A 21,635-nucleotide genomic window follows, 5' to 3' on the forward strand; every position below is an offset into this window, starting at 1 on the left:
AACGCATGTCGAACGAAACGAAGTGCCCGTTCAATCACACCGCAGGCAGCGGCACGACGAACAAGGACTGGTGGCCGAATCAGCTGAACCTGAACATCCTGCATCGGCATTCGGCGCTGTCCGATCCGATGGACAAGGATTTCGACTACGCAGAGGCGTTCAAGAAGCTGGACCTCGCGGCGGTGAAGCAGGACCTGCACGCGCTGATGACGACGTCGCAGGACTGGTGGCCGGCCGACTTCGGCCATTACGGCGGCCTGTTCATCCGGATGGCATGGCATAGCGCCGGCACCTACCGCACGGCCGACGGCCGCGGCGGCGCGGGCGGCGGGCAGCAGCGCTTCGCGCCGCTCAACAGCTGGCCGGACAACGTGAGCCTCGACAAGGCACGCCGGCTGCTGTGGCCGATCAAGCAGAAGTACGGCCGCAACATCTCGTGGGCCGACCTGCTGATCCTGACCGGCAACGTCGCACTCGAATCGATGGGCTTCAAGACCTTCGGCTACGCCGGCGGCCGCGTCGACACGTGGGAGCCGGACGACGTGTACTGGGGTTCGGAAAAGATCTGGCTGGAACTGAGCGGCGGCCCGAACAGCCGCTACTCGGGCAAGCGTGACCTCGAAAGCCCGCTCGCCGCGGTGCAGATGGGCCTCATCTACGTGAACCCGGAAGGCCCGGACGGCAACCCCGACCCGGTCGCTGCCGCGCACGACATCCGCGAGACGTTCGCGCGGATGGCGATGAACGACGAAGAGACGGTTGCGCTGATCGCGGGCGGCCACACGTTCGGCAAGACGCACGGCGCCGGTCCGGCGTCGAACGTCGGCGCCGAGCCGGAAGCCGCGGGCCTGGAAGAGCAGGGCCTCGGCTGGAAGAGCACGTTCGGTACGGGCAAGGGCAAGGATGCGATCACGAGCGGCCTCGAAGTCACGTGGACGTCGACGCCGACGCAGTGGAGCAACGACTTCTTCAAGCACCTGTTCAGCTATGAGTGGGAGCTGACGAAGAGCCCGGCCGGCGCGCACCAGTGGGTCGCGAAGGACGCCGGCGACGTGATCCCGGATGCGTTCGACGCGTCGAAGAAGCATCGCCCGACGATGCTGACGACCGACCTGTCGCTGCGCTTCGACCCGGCCTACGAAAAGATCTCGCGCCGCTTCTACGAGAATCCGGCCGAGTTCGCCGACGCGTTCGCACGCGCGTGGTTCAAGCTCACGCACCGCGACATGGGGCCGCGTGCCCGCTATCTCGGTACGGAAGTGCCGGCGGAACACCTGCTGTGGCAAGACCCGATCCCGGCCGTCGATCACAAGCTGATCGACGACGCGGACGCCGCGGCGCTGAAGGCGAAGGTGCTGGCCGCGGGCCTGTCGGTGTCGCAGCTCGTGTCGACCGCCTGGGCGTCGGCAGCGACGTTCCGCGGTTCGGACAAGCGCGGCGGCGCGAACGGTGCGCGCATTCGCCTCGCCCCGCAGAAGGACTGGGAAGTGAACCGTCCGGCTGAACTCGCGAAGGTGCTCGCGACGCTCGAAGGCGTGCAGAAGGCGTTCAACGACGCGCAGACGGGCGGCAAGAAGGTGTCGCTTGCCGACCTGATCGTGCTGGCCGGCGCGGCCGGCGTCGAGCAGGCGGCGAAGAACGCGGGTGTGGCGGTGACGGTTCCGTTCGCACCGGGCCGCGCGGATGCAACGCAGGAAGAGACCGACGTCGAGGCAATGGCCGTGCTCGAGCCGCTCGCCGACGGTTTCCGCAACTTCCTGAAGCACGCGTACAAGACGCCGGCGGAGGCGCTGCTGGTCGACAAGGCCCAGCTGCTGACGCTGAGCGCGCCGGAGATGACGGTGCTCGTCGGCGGTCTGCGCGTGCTCGGCGCGAATGCGGGCGACGCGAAGCACGGCGTGTTCACCGATCGTCCGGAAGCGCTGACGAACGACTTCTTCGTGAACCTGCTCGACATGAGCACGGAATGGAAGCCGGCGTCGGCCGCGAACGACGTGTTCGAAGGGCGCGATCGCGCGACGGGCAAGGTCAAGTGGACGGGTACGCGTGTCGACCTGATCTTCGGCTCGCATGCGCAACTGCGTGCGCTGGCCGAGGTGTACGGCAGCGCGGATGCGAAAGAGAAGTTCGCACGCGACTTCGTCGCGGCCTGGAACAAGGTGATGAACCTCGACCGCTTCGACCTCGCATGAACGCCGCCGTGCAGTAGCACGGTGACGCAGTAACGGGAAACGGCCGGTCGTCCGACCGGCCGTTTCTACTGGATCACGGATTTCGTTGAAGGAGTGACGATCATGTCGCAAATGATATTGAACATGCGCGCCGCACTGGCGGCGCCGAAGGTGCGGGCGCCGGCCGAGATCGCGCGGTACGTCGTCGGATTCGCGATTGTCATCGGCGGTGTGGCCGAACTGGTGTCACAAGCGCTGCACGCGATCGCGGCCGCCTGAGCGCGGCGCGGCATCGACAGCAGGTAGCCCGATTCGCTTTCATTGCCCTGGGTCATTGAATCAGGAGTCCGGAACATGCCGGGAATGACTCGTGCCGCGCCGATCAACATCGGCATCGGCGACAAGGGCCGCAAGAAGATCCCGGACGGCCTGTCGCGGCTGCTCGCCGATACGTTCTCGCTGTACCTGAGGACCCACAATTTCCACTGGAACGTCACGGGCCCGATGTTCAACACGCTGCACCTGATGTTCGAGGCGCAGTACAACGCACTGCGGCTCGCGGTCGATTCGGTCGCCGAGCGCATTCGCACGCTCGGCGTCGTTGCGCCGGGCACGTTCGCCGATTTCGCGAAACTGTCGTCGGTGCCGCAAGCGAAGGGCATGCCGGCCGCCGAGGAGATGATCCGCCAGCTCGTCGAAGGGCACGAGACGGTCGTGCGCACCGCACGGGACAGCTTCCCGATCGCCGACGCGGCGAGCGACGAGCCGACTGCTGACCTGCTGACGCAGCGCCTGCAGACGCATGAAAAGACCGCGTGGAGGCTGCTGTCGCTGCTCGCGTAAGCACGGCACGGCCGCGAACGGCTGCCTTTCGGTCCGATCCGCCGAGATGTCGAACCTGTCCCTTGATTGATGCGCACGGCGGTACAGCCGCCTGCAGCGGTCCCGGGCGGCGTATGCCCGCCCGCCGGCAGCCGGCTGCGGGCTGCCCCGACATGACGCGAAGCGCCGCTCGGCTCTAAAATGCCGGGGTTATCTTCCCGGTGCTTCGCCATGCTTGCCCGCTTTCCCCTGTATCTGCGGCTCGTCCGGATGGACAAGCCGATCGGCAGCCTGCTGCTGCTGTGGCCGACGCTCAACGCGCTGTGGATCGCGTCGGACGGCCACCCGCGCTGGCCGCTGCTCGTGATCTTCACGCTCGGCACGCTGCTGATGCGCTCGGCCGGCTGCGCGATGAACGACTACGCCGACCGCGATTTCGACCGTCACGTGAAGCGCACGGCCGACCGGCCGCTGACGTCGGGCAAGATCCGCGCATGGGAGGCCGTCGCGATCGCGGTCGGGCTGTCGTTCATCGCATTCCTGCTGATCCTGCCGCTGAACACGCTGACGAAGGAGCTGTCTGTCGTCGCGCTGTTCGTCGCGGGCTCGTATCCGTTCATGAAGCGCTTCTTCGCGATTCCGCAGGCGTATCTCGGCATCGCGTTCGGCTTCGGGATCCCGATGGCGTTCGCGGCCGTGCAGGACACGGTACCGGTGATCGCGTGGATCATGCTGATCGCGAACATCTTCTGGTCGGTCGCGTACGACACCGAGTACGCAATGGTCGATCGCGACGACGACATCAAGATCGGCATCCGTACGTCCGCGCTGACGTTCGGCCGCTTCGACGTCGCGGCCGTGATGGCGTGTTACGCGGTGACGCTCGGTATCTACGTGTGGGTCGGCGTGACGCTCGGCTTCGGTCTCGTGTACTGGGCCGGCTGGGCCGCCGCGGCCGGCTGCGCGCTGTATCACTACACGCTGATCAAGGACCGTGAGCGGATGCCGTGCTTCGCGGCGTTCCGGCACAACAACTGGCTCGGCGGCGTGCTGTTCGCGGGGATCGCCGCGCATTACCTGCTGGCGGGTAACTGAACGAAGCCGCGCGCCCGGCGCGCTGCCAATAAAAAAGCGGCCTGATGGCCGCTTTTTTTACGTCGCGTGCCGGAGACCCGGCGGGCGCGACCGTGCTTACGCGCGGCCGAGTTCGTCGCCCATTTCCTTCGCACGCGCTTCGGCCGCGAGCGCGCCGCGCACGATCGCTTCCTTCACGCCTTGCGCGTCGAACGCCGCGAGCGCAGCGGCCGTCGTGCCACCCTTCGACGTCACGCGCTCGCGCAGCACGCTCGCCGGCTCGCCCGATTGCGCGGCCAGTTGCGCGGCGCCCGTGAACGTCGCGACCGCGAGCGCGCGACCTTGCTCGTCGTTCATGCCGAGGCGGCGCGCGGCTTCCTGCAGTGCTTCGATGAAATAGAACACGTACGCGGGGCCGCTGCCCGAAATGGCCGTGACGGCGTCGAGCTGCGATTCGTCGTCGAACCACACGATCTCGCCGACCGCGCCGAGCACGTTCGATGCGAGTTCGCGGCCCGCCGCGTCGACGCCCGGCAGCGCGGCGAGGCCCGTCACGCCCATGCCGACCAGCGCAGGCGTGTTCGGCATCGTGCGCACGACGCGCGCGTAGTCGCCGAGCCAGCGCGCGAGATCCGTGCCGCGGATGCCCGCCGCGATGCTGATCACGAGCTGCGACGTCAGGTGCGGCGCGAGCGCCTGTGCGACGTCCTTCAGCACCTGCGGCTTCACCGCGAGCACGATCGCGTCGTACCCGGCGAGCGTCGCGTCGGTGGCCGCGCCGGTGCGCACGCCGAATTGCTGCGCGGCGCGCGCGCGGACGTCTTCGTTGACGTCGATGGCATACAGGCCGTCAGCGGCGACGCCGCGCTTGATCAGGCCGCCGATCAGGGCCGCGGCCATGTTGCCGCCGCCGATGAATGCGATTTTCATGATGTCCGAATGAGCAGGTGAGTGAACGGAAAGGCGGAAATGGCGCAGCGTTCAGTGCGAATAATCGCGCGCGCCGAAGATCGCGGTGCCGACGCGCACGATCGTCGCGCCTTCGAGCACGGCCGCGTCGAGATCGGCGGACATGCCCATCGACAGCGTGTCGAGCGGCAGGCCGTCGGCGCGCAACGTGTCGAACAGCGCGCGCAGCGCACGATGCGGCACGCGTTGTGCATCGGTATCGCCGGCCGGTTCGGGAATCGCCATCAGGCCGCGCAGCCGCAGCGACGGCAGCGCGGCAACCGCGCGCGCGACCTCGGCCACGTCGGCCGGCGCGACGCCGCTCTTCGACGCCTCGCCGCTGATGTTCACCTGCACGCACACGTTGAGCGGCGGCAGGTGGGCGGGGCGCTGTTCCGACAGGCGCTGCGCGATCTTCAGCCGGTCGACCGAATGGACCCAGTCGAAGCGCTCGGCGACGGGGCGCGTCTTGTTCGATTGCAGCGGCCCGATGAAATGCCATTCGAGGCTTGCGCGCAGGTCGGCGAGCGCGTCGATCTTGTCGATCGATTCCTGCACGTAGTTTTCACCGAACGCGCGTTGTCCGGCTTCATGCGCGGCGCGCACGTCGTCGGCGGGGAACGTCTTCGACACGGCGAGCAGCGAGATGGTGGCGGGATCGCGGCCGGCCGCGCGGGCGGCGTCGGCAATGCGGCGATGAACGGAGTCGAGACGGGCGGCAAGATCGGACATGACGGGCACGAAAGCAGGCACGGAAGCGGGCATGAAGCCGATGCGCCGCGACATGCGGCGCATCGATCCGCTCATTATACGGACGCCGCGCACGCGCCCGTCATTGGCGGGAGCAGGGCTCAGCCGTACAGCAAATGCTCGACCAGCTGGACCCAGTGGGCGACCGGAATCTGCGTGCCGCTCTGCAGGTGTGCGATGCAGCCGATGTTGCCGGACACGATCATCTGCGGTTCGAGGGCCTGCAGCTTCAGCAGCTTCTGCTTGCGCAACCGGTACGACAGCGACGGCTGCGTCAGCGAATAGGTGCCGGCCGAGCCGCAGCACAGATGGCTGTCGGCCGGCAGCCGCACGTCGATGCCGAGCGTCTCGAGCAGCCGTTCGACCTTGCCGCGCGACTGCTGGCCGTGCTGCAGCGTGCACGGCGGGTGGTACGCGACCGTATGAATCGCGCGGCGCCGCGCGAGCGTCGCGAGTTCCGCCTCGAACGCGAGCAGCACGTCGGAGATGTCGCGCGTCAGCGACACGATGCGCTGCGCCTTTTCCGCGTAGGCCGGATCGTCGCGCAGCAGATGTGCATATTCGAGCACCGTCGCGCCGCAGCCCGACGCATTCATCACGATTGCCTCGGCGCCCTGTTCGACGTGCGGCCACCACGCGTCGATGTTGCGGCGCGCGTCGTCGAGCGCTTCGTCGTGATAGTTCAGGTGCAGGCGGATCGCGCCGCAGCAGCCCGCGTCGGGCGCGACGACCGTCTCGATGCCGAGCGCGTCGAGCACGCGCGCGGTCGCGATGTTGATGTTGGGCAGCATCGACGGCTGCACGCAGCCGCCGAGCATCAGCATCTTGCGCGTATGCGTGCGGTGCGGCCATTCGAGCAGCCGCGTGCGCGGCGGCACCTTGTCGCGCAGCCGCTTCGGCAACAGCGGCCGCACGTGCTGGCCGAGCCGCATCACCGGCGAGAACAGCGCGGCGTTCGGCACGAGGCTCGCGAGCACGCGGCGCATCAGGCGTTGCTGCACGGGGCGCTGCACCTGTGCTTCGACGTGCTTGCGGCCGATCTCGACGAGCCGGCCGTACTGGACGCCGGACGGGCAGGTCGTCTCGCAGCTGCGGCACGTGAGGCAGCGGTCGAGGTGCTGCTGCGTGCTGCGCGTGACGGGCGCCCCTTCGACCATCTGCTTGATCAGGTAGATGCGGCCGCGCGGGCCGTCGAGTTCGTCGCCGAGGAGCTGGTAGGTCGGGCAGGTCGCGGTGCAGAACCCGCAGTGCACGCACTTGCGCAGGATCGCGTCGGCCTCGTCGCCGTCGGGCGTGTTGCGGATGAAATCGGCGAGGTTCGTTTGCATCGATCCCTCAGAGATCAGGGTAGAGCCGGCCGCGGTTGAAGATGCGCGCGGGATCGAACGCGGCCTTCAGCCCGCGGTGGATTTTCATCATCGGGGCGGGGAGCGGCGTGAACACGCCCGCGCTGCGGTCGTACGCGTCGCCCGCGCGGAACAGCGTCGCGTGGCCGCCAGCCTGCTTCGCGCTCATGCGCACGGTCTGCGCATCGGCGTCGGTGATCCACCAGCGCTGCGCGCCGCCCCATTCCATCAGCTGGGTGCCGGGCAGGTGCATCGGTTCGGTGATCGACGGCAATGCGAGGCGCCACAGCGCGTAGCCGGGCGGGATGCCGTTGAAGAACGGGTCGGTATGCTCGCGCAGGCCGGCCCAGAAGCGCTCGGCTTCGACCGCGTCGACGACTTCGCCGCCGAGCAGCGTCTTCGCGGATTTCACGGCCGCCTCGGCGCCCGACAGGCGCAGCACGAGCGTGCCGTTGCGCCAGGCGCTGGCGCTGACGGGCAACGGATGGCCGCCCCATTCGTTGAGCTTGCGCACCGCGTCGGTCGCGGTCATCTCGAACTTCAGCGTGACCTCGGCGACGGGCATCGGCAGCACCTTGATCGACAGGTCGAGCATCAGCCCGAGCGTGCCGAGCGCGCCGGCCATCAGCCGCGACACGTCGTAGCCGGCGACGTTCTTCACGACCTGCCCGCCGAACCGCAGCAGCTCGCCGCGGCCGTTCATCAGCGTGACGCCGAGCACGAAATCGCGCGGGGCGCCGCAGGTGGCGCGGCGCGGGCCCGCGAGGCCGGCCGCGACGCAGCCGCCGACCGTGGCCGCGCGGCCGAAGTGCGGCGGCTCGAACGGCAGCATCTGGCCGCACTCGGCGAGGACGGTTTCAAGCTGCGCGAGCGGCGTGCCCGCGCGGACCGTGACGACGAGTTCGGCCGGGTCGTACGACACGACGCCCTGAAACGCGCGCGTGTCGAGAATTTCGCCTTCGAGCGCCTGGCCGTACCAGTCCTTGGTGCCGCCGCCGCGAATCCGCAGCGGCCGGCCATCGGCACTGGCCGCGCGGATGCGCTCGGCCCATCCGGCGACGATGTCGTCCTCTTCCATGTTCTGTTGCTGCCTCGACTTGTTGTTCGGTCGATTGTACCGGGGTGGCGCGATTCCACATCGCGACTATCCCTAAGCCCCGTATTGCATACCGCATGCCCGTGCGGACGCGCGCGGGGGGCGCGGCCCCCGCGCGACGCTCAGAAGCGCGGCAGGTCGGGGTGCGGCAGCAGCCCGCCGCGCACGTGCTGGCGGCCGTATTCGGCGCAGCGCGCGCGGGTCGGGATCCCCTTGTCCGGATTCAGCAGCCCGGCCGGATCGAATGCGCGCTTGACCGCGAAGAATGCATCGCGCTCCTGCGGCGAGAACTGTACGCACATCGAATTGAGCTTCTCGATGCCGACACCGTGTTCGCCCGTCACGCTGCCGCCGAATTCCACGCAGCATTCGAGGATTTCCGCGCCGAACTGCTCGGCACGGTGCAGCTCGTCCGGATCGTTCGCGTTGTACAGGATCAGCGGATGCATGTTGCCGTCGCCCGCATGGAACACGTTGATGCAGCGTAACCCGTAGCGCGTCTCGAGTTGTTCGATGCGCGCGAGCAGCGGACCGATCGCGCGGCGCGGCACGGTGCCGTCCATGCAGTAGTAATCCGCGGAAATGCGGCCGGCTGCCGGGAACGCGTTCTTGCGGCCCGACCAGTAGCGCAGCCGCTCCTGTTCGTTGCGCGACACCTGGATGCGCGTCGCGCCGTGTTCGCGCAGCACGGCCGTCATCCGCACGATCTCCTCGGCGACTTCTTCCGGCGTGCCGTCCGATTCGCACAGCAGGATCGCCTTCGCATCGAGGTCGTAGCCCGCGTGCGTGAACGCCTCGACGGCCTGTGTGGCCGGCTTGTCCATCATCTCGAGCCCAGCGGGGATGATGCCCGACGCGATGATCGCCGCGACGGCCTCGCCGCCCTTGACGACGTCGTCAAAGCTCGCCATCACGAGCTGCGCGGTCTGCGGCTTCGGGATCAGCCGTACCGTCACCTCGGTGACGATCGCGAACATCCCTTCGCTGCCGATCATCACGGCGAGCAGGTCGAGGCCGGGCATGTCGAGCGCGAGCGAGCCGAATTCGACGACCTCGCCGTCGATCGTCACCGCGCGCACACGCATCACGTTGTGTACGGTCAGTCCGTATTTCAGGCAATGGACGCCGCCGGAATTTTCCGCGACGTTGCCGCCGATCGTGCACGCGATCTGCGATGAAGGATCGGGCGCGTAATACAGGCCGTACGGCGCGGCGGCTTCCGAGATCGCGAGGTTGCGCACGCCGGGTTGCACGGTCGCCGTGCGCGCGTACGGATCGACTTCGACGATGCGCGTGAAGCGCGCGAGCGACAGCACGACGCCGAGTGCGATCGGCAGCGCGCCGCCCGACAGGCTCGTGCCTGCGCCGCGCGGCACGATCGGCACTTCCATGCGGCGGCAGATCTGCACGATCCGCTGCACCTGCGATTCGGTTTCCGGCAGCGCGACCGCGAGCGGCAGGCGGCGGTACGCGGACAGGCCATCGCATTCGTACGGCGCCGTGTCTTCGTCGCGGTACAGCAGGCAGTGCGTCGGCAGCACGGCCATCAGCGCCTGCACCACTTCGCGCTGGCGCTGCGCGCGGGTCGCGCTCGACAGTTCGACGGGAGCGTTCATGAGGTCTCCTGCAGCAGGCGGCGCGATGGTGCGCCGCCGTGTCAGCACGTGAAAATCTTGCCCGGATTCATCAGGTTGCGCGGATCGAGCGCGAGCTTGATCGCGCGCATCGTGTCGATCGCGTTGTCGCCGTGCTCCTTCGGCAGGAAACGCATCTTGTGCAGCCCGACGCCGTGCTCGCCCGTGCAGGTGCCGCCGAGGCGCAGCGCGCGCTCGACGATCCGGTCGTTGATGTGCTCGGCTTCGGCGATTTCCTCGGGTTTGCCGGGATCGATCAGGATCGCGACGTGGAAATTGCCGTCGCCGACGTGACCGACGATCGGGCAGGGCAGCGACGACGCGCGCAGGTCGACTTCGGTTTCCTCGACGCATGCGGCGAGCTGCGAGATCGGCACGCACACGTCGGTCGTCACCGCGCGACAGCCGGGCTTCAGCTGCAGCATCGCGAAGTACGCGTTGTGGCGCGCGGCCCAGAGCCGGGTACGGTCCTCGGGGCGCGTCGCCCATTCGAAGCCCTGGCCGTTGTTCTGGCCGGCGAGCGCCTGCACGAGCTCGGCCTGTTCCTTCACGCCGGCCTCGGTGCCGTGGAATTCGAAGAACAGCGTCGGCGCTTCGGTCAGCGTCAGGTTCGAATGGCGGTTGATCGAGCGCACGGCGAGCGCATCGACGAATTCGACGCGTGCGATCGGCACGCCGATCTGGATCGTCTCGATCACGGTGCGTACTGCGTCGCCCATCGTCGGGAACGTGCAGATCGCGGCCGATACGGCTTCGGGCAGCGGGTGCAGGCGCAGCGTGATCTCGGTGATCACGCCGAGCGTGCCTTCGGACCCGACGAACAGGCGCGTGAGGTCGTAGCCGGCCGACGACTTGCGGGCGCGCGAGCCGGTTTTCACCACGCGGCCGTCGGCGAGCACCGCGGTCAGGCCGAGCACGTTCTCGCGCATCGTGCCGTAGCGCACGGCGTTGGTGCCCGATGCGCGGGTCGCGGTCATTCCGCCGATGCTGGCGTCGGCGCCCGGGTCGATCGGGAAGAACAGGCCGGTGTCGCGCAGCGCTTCGTTGAGCGCCTTGCGCGTGATGCCCGGCTCGACCGTTACAGTCAGGTCTTCGGCGTTGATCGACAGCACACGGTTCATTTCCGACAGGTCGAGCGACACGCCGCCGCGCACCGCGAGCAGGTGGCCTTCCAGCGACGAGCCGGCGCCGTACGGGATCAGCGGTACGCTGTAGAGCGAGCACAGCGACACGACTTCGCATACGTCGTCGGTGCTGTGCGCGAACACGACGGCGTCGGGCAGTTGCGGATCGAACGGCGATTCGTCGCGGCCGTGGTGGGCGCGGACCGCGTCGGCGGTCGACACGCGCTCGCCGAAGGCGGCGCGCAGCGCATCGAGCATGGCGGGGGGCAGCGGGCGGCGCGTGGTGGCCGGCGGGGCAGGGTGATTCACGAATGTCTCCTGACTGCTTGTCAAACTTTCGGCCCATTCTACGCTGTAACGCCCGCTGCGCCTCCCGCCGCGGGCTGCGATAATCGCGTTCCAGCCAACCGGGCCGCATCGCGGCCGCGCACGAGAGGACATTCGCATGGGCAACCGCTTGAGCAAGATCGCGACGCGCACGGGCGACGACGGCACCACCGGCCTCGGCGACGGACGGCGCATCGGCAAGGACGACGCGCGGATCGCCGCGATCGGCGACGTCGACGAACTGAATTCGAATCTCGGCGTGCTGCTGGCCGAGACGCTGCCGGACGACGTGCGCACGGCGCTCGTCACGATCCAGCACGACCTGTTCGATCTCGGCGGCGAGCTGTGCATCCCCGGCCATGCGGTGCTCGACGACACGCACCTCGCTCGCCTCGACCGGTGGCTTGCCGACTACAACGCGACCCTGCCGCCGCTGAAGGAATTCATCCTGCCGGCCGGCTCGCGGGCGGCGTCGCTCGCGCACGTCTGCCGGACCGTGTGCCGCCGCGCGGAGCGCTCGATCGTCGCGCTCGGGCGCCATGACACGCTCCATGATGCGCCGCGGCGCTACGTGAACCGGCTGTCCGACCTGCTGTTCGTGCTCGCGCGCGTGCTGAACCGCGCCGGCGGCGGGGCCGACGTGCTGTGGGAGCGCGGGCGCGTCCGCTGACGCGCCGTCGCGTTTTTGCGCACTGCGACAATTTGCCCGGGGAGCGTGTATTTTTAAAGATGTATTGTATGGGCATGTTTAACGGAGAACGAACATGACCCACATCACCGCTGACCAGATGGCCCGTGTGAAGGCCACCGCCCCCGTCCTTGCCGTGCATGGCGCGACGATCACGAAGCACTTCTACCAGCGCATGTTCGCGCGTCATCCGGAACTGAAGAACCTGTTCAACCAGACGCACCAGAAGACCGGCAGCCAGCCGGAAACGCTCGCGAAGGCCGTCTACGCGTATGCGGCGAACATCGACAACCTCGGGGCGCTGGGCGGGGCGGTGTCGCACATCGCGCACAAGCACGCGAGCCTGAACATCCGTCCCGAGCATTACCCGATCGTCGGCGAGAACCTGCTCGCGTCGATCGTCGAAGTGCTCGGCGACGCGGTCGATGCGCAAACGCTCGAAGCGTGGCGCGTCGCATACGGCCAGCTCGCGCAGATCCTGATCGGCGCCGAGGCCGACCTGTACGCGGGCGCTGCATGGAGCGGCTTCCGCCCGTTCAAGGTCGCGCGCAAGGTGCGCGAGAGCGACGAGATCACGTCGTTCTACCTGACACCCGCCGACGGCGGCGCGGCGCCGGCCTTCGAGCCGGGCCAGTACATCACGGTGAAGCGCTACGTCGGCGATCTGGGCGTCGACCAGCCGCGCCAGTACAGCCTGTCCGATGCGCCGCACGGCAAGTGGCTGCGCATCTCGGTGAAGCGCGAAGCCGGCCAGCCGGAAGCGATTCCCGCCGGCAAGGTGTCGACGCTGATGCACGACGGTGTCGAAGAGGGCTCGATCGTCGAAGTGACCGCGCCGATGGGCGAATTCTCGTTGAAGCGCGGCGTCGATACGCCGGTCGTGCTGATCTCCGGCGGCGTCGGCCTGACGCCGATGGTGTCGATGGCGTCGACGCTGGTCGACGAAGGCAGCAAACGTGACGTGCGGTTCGTCCACGCATGCCGTTCGGGCGCGGTGCACGCATTCCGCGACTGGCTGAACGAGACGGTGCACGAACACGCGAACGTCAAGCGCACGGTGGTGTACGAGCTGGTCGGCCCGAACGATCGCGCCGGCATCGACTACGACCTCGAGGGGCGCCTCACGCCGGAGCGCGTGCAGCAATACGCACGGGTGCCGGACGCCGACTACTACATTTGCGGCCCGGTCGCGTTCATGAAGGCGCAACGCGATGCGCTGGTGGCGCTCGGCGTCGCGCCGGAACGCATCAATACCGAGATCTTCGGTTCGGGCGCGCTCGAGTGATGTGTTGACCGGCAGTCAGCGGCCCATGAAAAAAGCCCGGCGCGAGCCGGGCTTTTTCGTTGCGGCGGTCCGGGCGATCAGTTGCCGCTGCCGCGCGCGACGCGGCGTGCCTTGACCGATTCCGCGAGGCCCTCGAGCACCTTCACGCTGTCGTCCCACGCGATGCACGCGTCGGTGATGCTCTGGCCGTAGGTCAGCGCGCAGCCTTCCTTCAGGTCCTGGCGGCCTTCGACCAGATGCGACTCGATCATCACGCCGACGATGCGAGCGTCGCCGGCCGCGATCTGGCGGCCGATGTCCGCGCAGACGGGGATCTGGTTCTCGTGCTTCTTCGAGCTGTTCGCGTGGCTCGCGTCGATCATCAGGCGCGCGGCGAGGCCCGCCTTGCCGATGTCCGCGCAGGCGGCGTTCACGCTGTCCGCGTCGTAGTTCGGCGTCTTGCCGCCGCGCAGGATCACGTGGCAGTCCTCGTTGCCGGCCGTCGACACGATCGCCGAGTGGCCGCCCTTCGTCACCGACAGGAAATGGTGCGGCTGCGACGCGGCCTTGATCGCGTCGACCGCGATCTTCACGTTGCCGTCGGTGCCGTTCTTGAAGCCGACCGGGCACGACAGCCCCGACGCGAGTTCGCGGTGCACCTGCGACTCGGTCGTGCGCGCACCGATCGCGCCCCACGAGACCAGGTCGGCGATGTACTGCGGGCTGATCATGTCGAGGTATTCGGTCGCGGCCGGCAGCCCCATTTCGTTGATCTGCAGCAGCAGCTCGCGCGCGGTGCGCAGCCCTTCGTTGATCTTGAAGCTGTTGTCGAGGTGCGGATCGTTGATGAGCCCCTTCCAGCCGACCGTCGTGCGCGGCTTCTCGAAGTACACGCGCATCACGATTTCCAGTTCGCCCTTGAAGCGCTCGCGCTCCTTCACGAGCCGGCCCGCGTATTCGATCGCCGCCTTCGTGTCATGGATCGAGCACGGCCCGACGACGACGATCAGCCGGTCGTCCATCCCGTGCAGGATGCGGTGCATCGACTGGCGCGAGTTGTAGATCAGCTCGGACGCGGCTTCGGAGCACGCGAATTCGCGGATCAGGTGAGCGGGCGGCGTCAGTTCCTTGAGTTCGCGAATGCGGACGTCGTCGGTGTTGTGCGGGGGCATGCTGTTTCTCCTTGGTTCCGGGCGCCGTTCGATCAGTGGGCGTGCGGCAGATTCATCAATTCAAGCGATTCAGTGGTTTCGGTCGGGGCCGCGGGACCGCTGCGGCGGCGACCGGGTGGCGAAGGGCGAAAAAAAAACCGCCGGGTTCGCCGGCGGTTTTTTCGGGAATTTCGGTTGCGCTTTACGCGCCATCAACCCTCTCGATCCGCCAGCGGTCTGAGATACCAAAAAAAGTAAAAGTAAAACTTGGCGGACATGACGGGGATTCGGTTCGTCAAAAAAGTTGATTCGGAATTTATACCGCGTCGCCGGACGGCTGGCAACCGGGAAACGTCGAAAATGCGGACAATCCGCGCGTTTTATCCAAAATGCGCGGATTGTCTGCGCCGCGATGCGGTTATGCCGTACCGCCGACGGTCATCCTGTCGATCCGCAGGGTCGGCTGGCCGACGCCGACCGGCACGCTCTGGCCTTCCTTGCCGCACACGCCGACACCCGAGTCGAGCGACATGTCGTTGCCGATCATGCTCACGTCCTTCAGCGATTCGGGGCCGCTGCCGATCAGCGTCGCGCCCTTCACCGGGTAGGTGATCTTGCCGTTCTCGATCATGTACGCCTCGGACGCCGAGAACACGAACTTGCCGTTCGTGATGTCGACCTGGCCGCCGCCGAAGTTCACCGCGTACAGGCCGTTCTTCACCGACGCGATGATTTCCTGCGGATCCTTGTCGCCGTTCAGCATGTACGTGTTCGTCATGCGCGGCATCGGCAGCGCCGCGTACGACTCGCGCCGCGCGTTGCCGGTGACCGGCATCTTCATCAGGCGTGCGTTCAGCGTGTCCTGGATGTAGCCCTTCAGGATGCCGTCCTCGATCAGCGTCGTGCACTGCGTCGGGTTGCCTTCGTCGTCGATGTTCAGCGAGCCGCGGCGGTTCGGCAGCGTGCCGTCGTCGACGACGGTCACGCCCTTGGCAGCAACCCGCTCGCCGATCCGGCCCGCGAATGCCGACGAGCCCTTGCGGTTGAAATCGCCTTCGAGGCCGTGGCCGATCGCCTCGTGCAGCAGCACGCCCGGCCAGCCCGGCCCGAGCACGACCGTCATCGCGCCGGCCGGTGCGGGGCGGGCGTCGAGGTTGACGAGGGCCGCGTGCACGGCGTCGTCGACGTAGCGCGACAGGACTTCGTCGGTGAAGTAGCCGTAGTCGAAGCGGCCGCCGCCGCCGCCGGAGCCGATCTCGCGGCGGCCGTTTTGTTCGGCGATCACCGTGACCGACACGCGCACGAGCGGGCGGATGTCGGCCGCGAGCGCGCCGTCGCTGCGCGCGACCAGCACGACGTCGTATTCGCCGGCGAGGCCGGCCATCACCTGCGTGATGCGCGGGTCGCGCCCGCGCGCCATCTGCTCGATGCGCTCGAGCAGCTTGACCTTGGCCGTTGCGTCGAGCGATGCGAGCGGGTCGGACGGCAGGTACAGGTCGCGGCCCGAGATGCCCTTCAGCGACGTCGCGGCCTTGATCTTCTGGCGGCCGCCACCGGCTGCCGCGATCGCCTTGGTGGCCGCGGCGGCTTGTGCGATCGCTTCCGGCGACAGGTCGTCCGAGTACGCGAACGCGGTGCGGTCGCCCGCGACCGCGCGCACGCCGACGCCCTGGTCGATGCTGAAGCTGCCCGATTTGACGATGCCTTCCTCGAGGCTCCACGCTTCGCTGCGGGTCGCCTGGAAGTACAGGTCCGCGTAGTCGACGCGGTGCGTGAAGATGTCGGCGATCGTGCGCGTGAGCAGGCTTTCGTCGAGGCCGTACGGCGTGAGCAGGATGTCCTTCGCCAGCGCGAGGTTGCGGATGCCGGGTTCGATGATGTTCATGCGGATATCGGGGTTTCTCAAAAAGTTGTCGGGTGCTGCTGGGCAGATGGGTTGGCCGCGCGGCGTTTCAAGCGGTGCGGCGAATTCAGGTCAGTACGCGGTGCCGCCACGCGGGCAGGCTCTGGCGCACGTCGGCAATGCGTTGCGGGTCGATCGAGCCGAGCACGACGCTGGCACCGACATCGCGGACCGCGACGATCTCGCCCCACGGATCGATCAGCATGCTGTGGCCCCAGGTGCGCCGGCCGTTCTCGTGCTTGCCGCCCTGCGCGGCCGCGAGCACGTAGCACTGGTTCTCGACGGCCCGCGCGCGCAGCAGCGTTTCCCAGTGCGCGCGGCCTGTCGTATACGTAAACGCCGACGGGACGACGATCAGCGCGCAGTCGCCCATCCGGCGATACAGCTCCGGAAAGCGAAGATCGTAACAGACCGACAGGCCGACCCGCCCGAACGGCGCGTCGAACGCGACGACCGTGTCGCCCGCGCGGATCGTGCGGGCCTCGTCGAACGATTCGTCGCCTTTCTCGAAGTTGAACAGATGGATCTTGTCGTAGCGCGCGGCCTCGTGGCCGGACGGATCGAACACGAGCGTCGTGTTCAGCACGCGATCGGGTTCGGGCGCCTTCAGCGGCAGCGTGCCGCCGATCACCCAGACGCCGTGGCGCCGTGCGGCGTCCGCGAGGAAGCGCTGGATCGGGCCGTCCTGGTACGGTTCGGCGAGCGGGAGCTTGTCGGTGTCGCGATGGCCCATGAAGCAGAAATACTCGGGCAGCAGCACGAGCTGCGCGCCTTCGCCGGCGGCTTCCGCGATCAGGCGGCGCGCTTCGGCGAGATTGCGTGTGACGTCCGGCGTGCTCACCATCTGCAGCGCGGCGACCCGGAAGGGTGTGGCGGAACGGGTGTGGTCGGTCATCGCGGGATCGGTTGCGTCATAAATGGGGTGCGGCCCGGCACCACGGGCGGTTCGATGCGCGCTCAATGGTTCACCGCACCGGCCGGACCGTGATCCATCTTACCTTGATCGCCTCGCACCCGCTCGATGTGCGGGTGCGCCCACGAACCGGTGATCGCGTAGTCGAGCGCGAACGCGCGCGACAGCGTTTCCGACAGCGCGTAGTTCGCGGCCAGCACGCCGATGCCGAGCAGCGGGTTGATGACGGCCGCGCCGATCGCGGCTGCGCCCGCGCTGATTTTCGGCGCGACGTGCGCATGCAGGTCCTGCGTCTCGGTGCCGAGATCGACCGCGCCGCGCACGGTGACGTTCGCGGGCCCCGTCATCATCGAGAAGTCGTCGGTGCGTGCGATCCCGTTTGAAATCTGGCCGGTGCCCGTGATCTTGTCGAACGGCAGCCCTTTGCCCACCACATCGCGGAAATTCAGCGTCAGGAAGCGCGCGAGGCTCTGCAGGCTCAGCACGCCGAGGAGTTTCGCCGCGCCCGGATCGACTTTCAGGATTTGCCCGTGTTCGAGGTCGAGCGCGACCTGGCCGCCGAGCGATGGGAAGTCGAGCGCGGTCGGGCCGCCGCGCCAGCCGACCTTGCCCGTTACCGAGCCGTGACCGTCCGCGAGCGTCCGCGGCAAGCCGACGCGGTCGAGCAGCGCGCCCGCGTTGCCGATGTCGAGCTTGAAGTCGAACACGGTGCGGCGCGGCGCATCGTTTTCGTCGGCGCCGCGGGCGAGCGCGCGGCGCGACGTGCGCCAGTTGCCGGTCGCGGTCAGCTTCGCGGCCGGGTTCGACAGTTCCAGCTTGTCGAGCTGCCACACGGGCGTGCCGTCTTCGTCGATGTTGCGCGCGTTGACGACGAGACGGCCGATGTCGTGGTCGCGCGCGACGACCTGGTCGACGATCAGGTCGATCGACGGCATCGGGCGGTCGGTCGGCGTCGGCAGGTTCATCGCGCGGCCGACGAGGTCGTGCTGCGCACTCTGCGGCACCACGAGCTTCGCGAGCCGCGCATTCAGCACGCCTGCGCCGTTGTGGCCGCCGCCGGGCGCCCACGACAGGTAGCCCGATACCTGGTTCGATGCGATGTTCGCCTGCCAGAGGTCGTCGACATGCGACGCGCCGACGATCACGTTCTCCCAGTTGCGCTTGAGCAGCTTCAGCGTGCCGAAGTGGAACGCGAAGCGCTTCGGCGCGAAGCTCGCGAAATCGACGCGCGGCGCGGTCTGCGGCTCCGGTACGCGCGGTGCGTCCGGTTTCAGCGTGTGGGCGAGCGCGAGCCATGCGTCGGCGTCCAGCTCGTCGACGTCGACGGCCGCGCTCACGCCGTCCTGCGGCATGTCGGGCATCCGGTGGATGCCCATCGCGCCGCGCACCGCGCGCAGCGGCTGGCCGCGCGTCGCGTCGAGCAGGTAGGTCGCGGACACCGGGCCGAGCGTCAGGTCGGCATGTTCGAGGCGCTTGCCGTCCGCCTGCGGCGCCGGCTGCAGCGTGAAGCTGAACGGCATCGGCGTGCCGGCCTGTTTCGCGAACGGTGCCGGGAAGTTCAGCGCGACGCCCGTCAGGTCGGAATGCGCGCTGATGTCGGGCAGGCGGCCCGGCGCGCCGCGCACGGCGACCTTGTACGGCGCATCGCCGACCACGTGTTCGAGCAGCGCGGCCGCCGGGCCGTGCAGGTTCAGGCCGCGTGCGGCGTCGAGCGCGAGCCGGCCGTCGACGTCCACCGTGTACGGGCCGTGCGACTGGAAGTTGCCGCTCGCGCGCACCGGGCCGCCGAGGAAGCGTCCCGACAGGTCGTGCAGCGATGCGCCGGCCTCGGTGAAGCGGACGCTGCCGCGCAGTGCCGACAGCGGCGGCACGCCGCGGGTCGACAGCGTGTTGCCGCCGAACGCGAGCGCGCCTTCGATGTGCGTATGCGGATGCGCGACGTGCTGCGGAATCGTGATCTTGAGCGCGAGCGACGCGGGCCCCTGCGCATCGATCCGCTGGCCGATATGGCCGCTCATCGTGCCGAGCGAGCTGTTGTCCGCATAGTCGACCAGGTCGGCGAGCGGCCCCTGTGCATGGCCGTCGATGATCAGCGGCGAGTGGGTCGGATTGCCGAGATCGTCGATGCGGCCCGCGACCTTCGTCAGCGCGACGCGCTTGTAGTGCGCGCGCTCGATGTCGAAGCGCAGCTTGTTCTGCGCGAGCTCGAACACGCCGTCGATCCCGTCGAGCGCCGGCCAGACGCTCGGCGTGCCGTTCGCGAGCTTGCGCGGCGGGTACGGCGTCGGCTCGAAGCGGCCGCCGGTGAATGGCGCGACGATGTGGAACACGCCGGCATCCGGCTCGTGTTCGAACGGGAATTTCTCGAGCGGGCCGCGGGCGACGATCGACGCGCCCTGGGTCACCTTGCCGTCCTGCAGCGCGTGGCCGAGATAGTCGCGCAGGTGTTCGGACATCCCGGTCGGCAGGTAGCGCGGAATGCGCGCCACCGACGCGCGGGCGAACTCGGCGCGCAGGTCGAGCGAGCCGCGGCCGTGGCCGGGGTTCGTGTAGGAGCCCGACACCGCGATTTCGGCATCGGGGTTCGACACGAGCAGGTCGGGCAGCGTCACGTCGACGCGCGCGTGCTTGTCGCCGGGCGCGGGCGCGATCACCCATTTGACGTTGCCGCGCAGCCGGTCGAACGTCAGGCGCGGCTCGTCGAACTCGCCGGGCACCGTGACGGCCGCGTTGACCGTGTCGAAATGCGCGGTGCCGCCCGTCTCGCTCGCGTCGACGCGGCCCCACAGGTTTTCGACGCCCGGCCAGCCGGCGCGCGGGTGGCCGCGCGGCGACAGGCCGGGCGGCGGCTCCTGCGCGGCGAAGCTGAGGCCTTGCAGGTCGCCGAGGAAGCGATAGCGGACGATCGGCGCGGCGCCGGTGCGGCGCTCCTCTTCCGCGAGGTCGGCCCGCGCGGGTTTCGCGCGCTCGACTTCGATCTGGTAGTTCGACATCATCCCGCGCGGATCGATCTTGATCAGTTCGTTGCGCAGGCGTGCAGGCAGCGGCAGGCCGCGAATGAATTCGCTGAGGATGCCGAGATCGACGCGATCGCCGACGACGCTGATCAGTTGCCCCTGGGTCGCCGTCGGCACGCGGTAGCGGGCCGTCAGCGTCGACAGCGCGAGCGAGCGGGCGAGCGGCGTGCCGTCGTCGAGCGGCGGCTGGCCGAGTTCCGCGTGGAAGCGCGACAGGTGCAGCGTGTAGTCGTGCCCCGTGTCCATCGCCATGTCCCAGCCGAATCCGACCACCGGCACGTCGAGCCGCGGCTGCGTCGGCCGCACGCGCAGCGTGACGTCGGCGCCCTGCAGGTCGCCGCCCGCCGAGCGCAGCCGGCCGTCGCGGAAGGTCGCCCAGATCGCGTTGTCGATCCGGCCTGCATGGATCGTGAGCGGGATGTCGAGGTAACGGGCGAGCGTCTGCAGATCGACGGGGCCGGTCGACAGGTACGCGTCGCCGGTCCAGTTGGACGGCTTGCCGACCGGCGCGAGCGCCTTGTGCGTGAAGCGCGCGCGAAAATCGAGCGGGCCGAGCAGCAGTGTGCCGTTCGCGGGCGCCTGCAGCGCGGCCCGGTGTACGCGGCCGTCGTTGAGCACCGCGATCCGGATGCCCGACAGCACGAGCTCCGGCGCGTCGTGCTGCGCGTCGCGCCAGCGCAGCGTGCCGCCGCGCAGCACGATCGCTTCCTGCTTCAGCAGCCAGGTGCCGAACGTGTCGTTGCCGCCGTGGGTGGTCGCGACGCCGATGCCCGCGACGCTCAGCGAACCGTCGGCCGCGCGCGCGACGACGAGGTCGGGCTGGTCGACGATCAGGCTCGACAGCGCGGGCGACAGTCGCAGCAGCGACATCCACGACAGCGCGGCGGTCGCATGCGGTACCGACAGCGCGATCTTGCCGTCACGGCCGCGGATCGTCAGGTTCGTGAGTTCGACGCCCGGCTGCATGCCGGACCAGTTCGGGGAAAGCTTGCCGATCGAAAGCTGCGCGTGGAGCTTGTCGGACACGAGGCGCTCGATGCGCGGACGGAATTCGTCGATGCGGGGCAGCAGCACATAGCGCAGCCCGAGGAACGCGCCGGACGCAACGAAGTAGGTGCCGATCCCGACTGCCAGCGTCACCTTGAACACGCGACGCAGGACCGGATGATCGTGCTTCGGAGGTCCCGCTTCGGGCGCAGCTACGGCGGATTCCTGACGGTCGGACATGCGGCGGACGGGCGGCGATATGGTAGTTTTGCAGACTGACGTTGAAATGTATCACACGGGTTCGTGCCGGCGGCCGTTGCGGCAGCACGGCACGGGCTTTCCGGCGCGCGGTTTCGCGGCGGACGCACGTGCGTCCGCCGCTGCCGCGCCGAGTTCACGAGACCGGCCGGCAGCGGGGCG

At 68.5% G+C, this 21,635-nt stretch carries 16 protein-coding genes; 5 read left to right on the plus strand and 11 right to left on the minus strand.

Features of this window, described 5'->3' with window-relative positions:
- Positions 1 to 5 precede the first annotated feature (5 nt).
- Entirely contained in the window at positions 6 to 2,192 is a 2,187-nt protein-coding gene (gene katG / locus ACWMMN_RS03405) for a catalase/peroxidase HPI (protein WP_342703623.1), read from the plus strand.
- A 65-nt stretch (positions 2,193 to 2,257) separates the two neighbouring features.
- Here katG and ACWMMN_RS03410 read toward each other — a convergent pair whose 3' ends face one another.
- Positions 2,258 to 2,506: a hypothetical protein gene (locus ACWMMN_RS03410; protein WP_155627176.1), complete on the minus strand. Its 249-nt coding sequence runs from the start codon at positions 2,504 to 2,506 to the stop codon at positions 2,258 to 2,260.
- Between the two features lie 19 nt (positions 2,507 to 2,525).
- Between ACWMMN_RS03410 and ACWMMN_RS03415 the strand changes: the two genes are divergently transcribed.
- Together ACWMMN_RS03415 and ubiA are read left to right on the plus strand one after the other, a co-directional pair.
- A complete protein-coding gene (locus ACWMMN_RS03415) occupies positions 2,526 to 3,014 on the plus strand; it encodes a Dps family protein (RefSeq protein WP_486422971.1) in 489 nt (162 codons plus the stop codon).
- 210 nt (positions 3,015 to 3,224) lie between these two features.
- A complete protein-coding gene (gene ubiA, locus ACWMMN_RS03420) occupies positions 3,225 to 4,088 on the plus strand; it encodes a 4-hydroxybenzoate octaprenyltransferase (protein WP_059236036.1) in 864 nt (287 codons plus the stop codon).
- Positions 4,089 to 4,184: 96 nt separating this feature from the next.
- Here ubiA and proC read toward each other — a convergent pair whose 3' ends face one another.
- The 6 genes from proC to ACWMMN_RS03450 all read right to left on the minus strand — a co-directional run bounded on the left by proC (position 4,185) and on the right by ACWMMN_RS03450 (position 11,274).
- Positions 4,185 to 4,997 (minus strand): pyrroline-5-carboxylate reductase, encoded by an 813-nt coding sequence (gene proC, locus ACWMMN_RS03425; protein WP_059236035.1) that lies wholly within the window; start codon positions 4,995 to 4,997, stop codon positions 4,185 to 4,187.
- 51 nt (positions 4,998 to 5,048) lie between these two features.
- The gene (locus ACWMMN_RS03430) at positions 5,049 to 5,747 is read right to left on the minus strand and encodes a YggS family pyridoxal phosphate-dependent enzyme (RefSeq protein ID WP_174993208.1); all 699 of its coding nucleotides are present in this window, start codon (positions 5,745 to 5,747) and stop codon (positions 5,049 to 5,051) included.
- Positions 5,748 to 5,866: 119 nt separating this feature from the next.
- The gene (gene glcF / locus ACWMMN_RS03435) at positions 5,867 to 7,093 is read right to left on the minus strand and encodes a glycolate oxidase subunit GlcF (RefSeq protein ID WP_059236033.1); all 1,227 of its coding nucleotides are present in this window, start codon (positions 7,091 to 7,093) and stop codon (positions 5,867 to 5,869) included.
- A 7-nt stretch (positions 7,094 to 7,100) separates the two neighbouring features.
- Entirely contained in the window at positions 7,101 to 8,189 is a 1,089-nt protein-coding gene (gene glcE, locus ACWMMN_RS03440; protein ID WP_340623806.1) for a glycolate oxidase subunit GlcE, read from the minus strand.
- Between the two features lie 140 nt (positions 8,190 to 8,329).
- The gene (locus tag ACWMMN_RS03445; protein ID WP_340623807.1) at positions 8,330 to 9,823 is read right to left on the minus strand and encodes an FAD-linked oxidase C-terminal domain-containing protein; all 1,494 of its coding nucleotides are present in this window, start codon (positions 9,821 to 9,823) and stop codon (positions 8,330 to 8,332) included.
- Positions 9,824 to 9,864: 41 nt separating this feature from the next.
- Complete coding sequence (locus tag ACWMMN_RS03450) at positions 9,865 to 11,274, minus strand: FAD-binding oxidoreductase (protein ID WP_059236028.1); 1,410 nt, start codon at positions 11,272 to 11,274, stop codon at positions 9,865 to 9,867.
- Positions 11,275 to 11,410: 136 nt separating this feature from the next.
- Between ACWMMN_RS03450 and ACWMMN_RS03455 the strand changes: the two genes are divergently transcribed.
- Complete coding sequence (locus ACWMMN_RS03455) at positions 11,411 to 11,962, plus strand: cob(I)yrinic acid a,c-diamide adenosyltransferase (protein ID WP_059236027.1); 552 nt, start codon at positions 11,411 to 11,413, stop codon at positions 11,960 to 11,962.
- Between the two features lie 94 nt (positions 11,963 to 12,056).
- Complete coding sequence (gene hmpA / locus ACWMMN_RS03460) at positions 12,057 to 13,265, plus strand: NO-inducible flavohemoprotein (RefSeq protein WP_059236026.1); 1,209 nt, start codon at positions 12,057 to 12,059, stop codon at positions 13,263 to 13,265.
- Between the two features lie 77 nt (positions 13,266 to 13,342).
- On the opposite strand, the gene aroG is transcribed toward hmpA, so the two are convergent.
- The 4 genes from aroG to ACWMMN_RS03480 form a co-directional block, all read right to left on the minus strand.
- On the minus strand, positions 13,343 to 14,416 hold the full coding sequence (gene aroG, locus ACWMMN_RS03465; RefSeq protein WP_059236025.1) for a 3-deoxy-7-phosphoheptulonate synthase AroG: 1,074 nt from the start codon (positions 14,414 to 14,416) through the stop codon (positions 13,343 to 13,345).
- A gap of 397 nt (positions 14,417 to 14,813) precedes the next feature.
- Complete coding sequence (gene tldD / locus ACWMMN_RS03470; protein ID WP_059236024.1) at positions 14,814 to 16,280, minus strand: metalloprotease TldD; 1,467 nt, start codon at positions 16,278 to 16,280, stop codon at positions 14,814 to 14,816.
- A gap of 85 nt (positions 16,281 to 16,365) precedes the next feature.
- Entirely contained in the window at positions 16,366 to 17,193 is an 828-nt protein-coding gene (locus tag ACWMMN_RS03475; protein WP_486422972.1) for a carbon-nitrogen hydrolase family protein, read from the minus strand.
- 62 nt (positions 17,194 to 17,255) lie between these two features.
- Entirely contained in the window at positions 17,256 to 21,455 is a 4,200-nt protein-coding gene (locus ACWMMN_RS03480) for a YhdP family protein (protein ID WP_486422973.1), read from the minus strand.
- Between the last annotated feature and the right edge of the window lie 180 nt (positions 21,456 to 21,635).

The sequence above is a fragment of the Burkholderia cepacia complex sp. TUM26381 genome, from assembly GCF_057439935.1.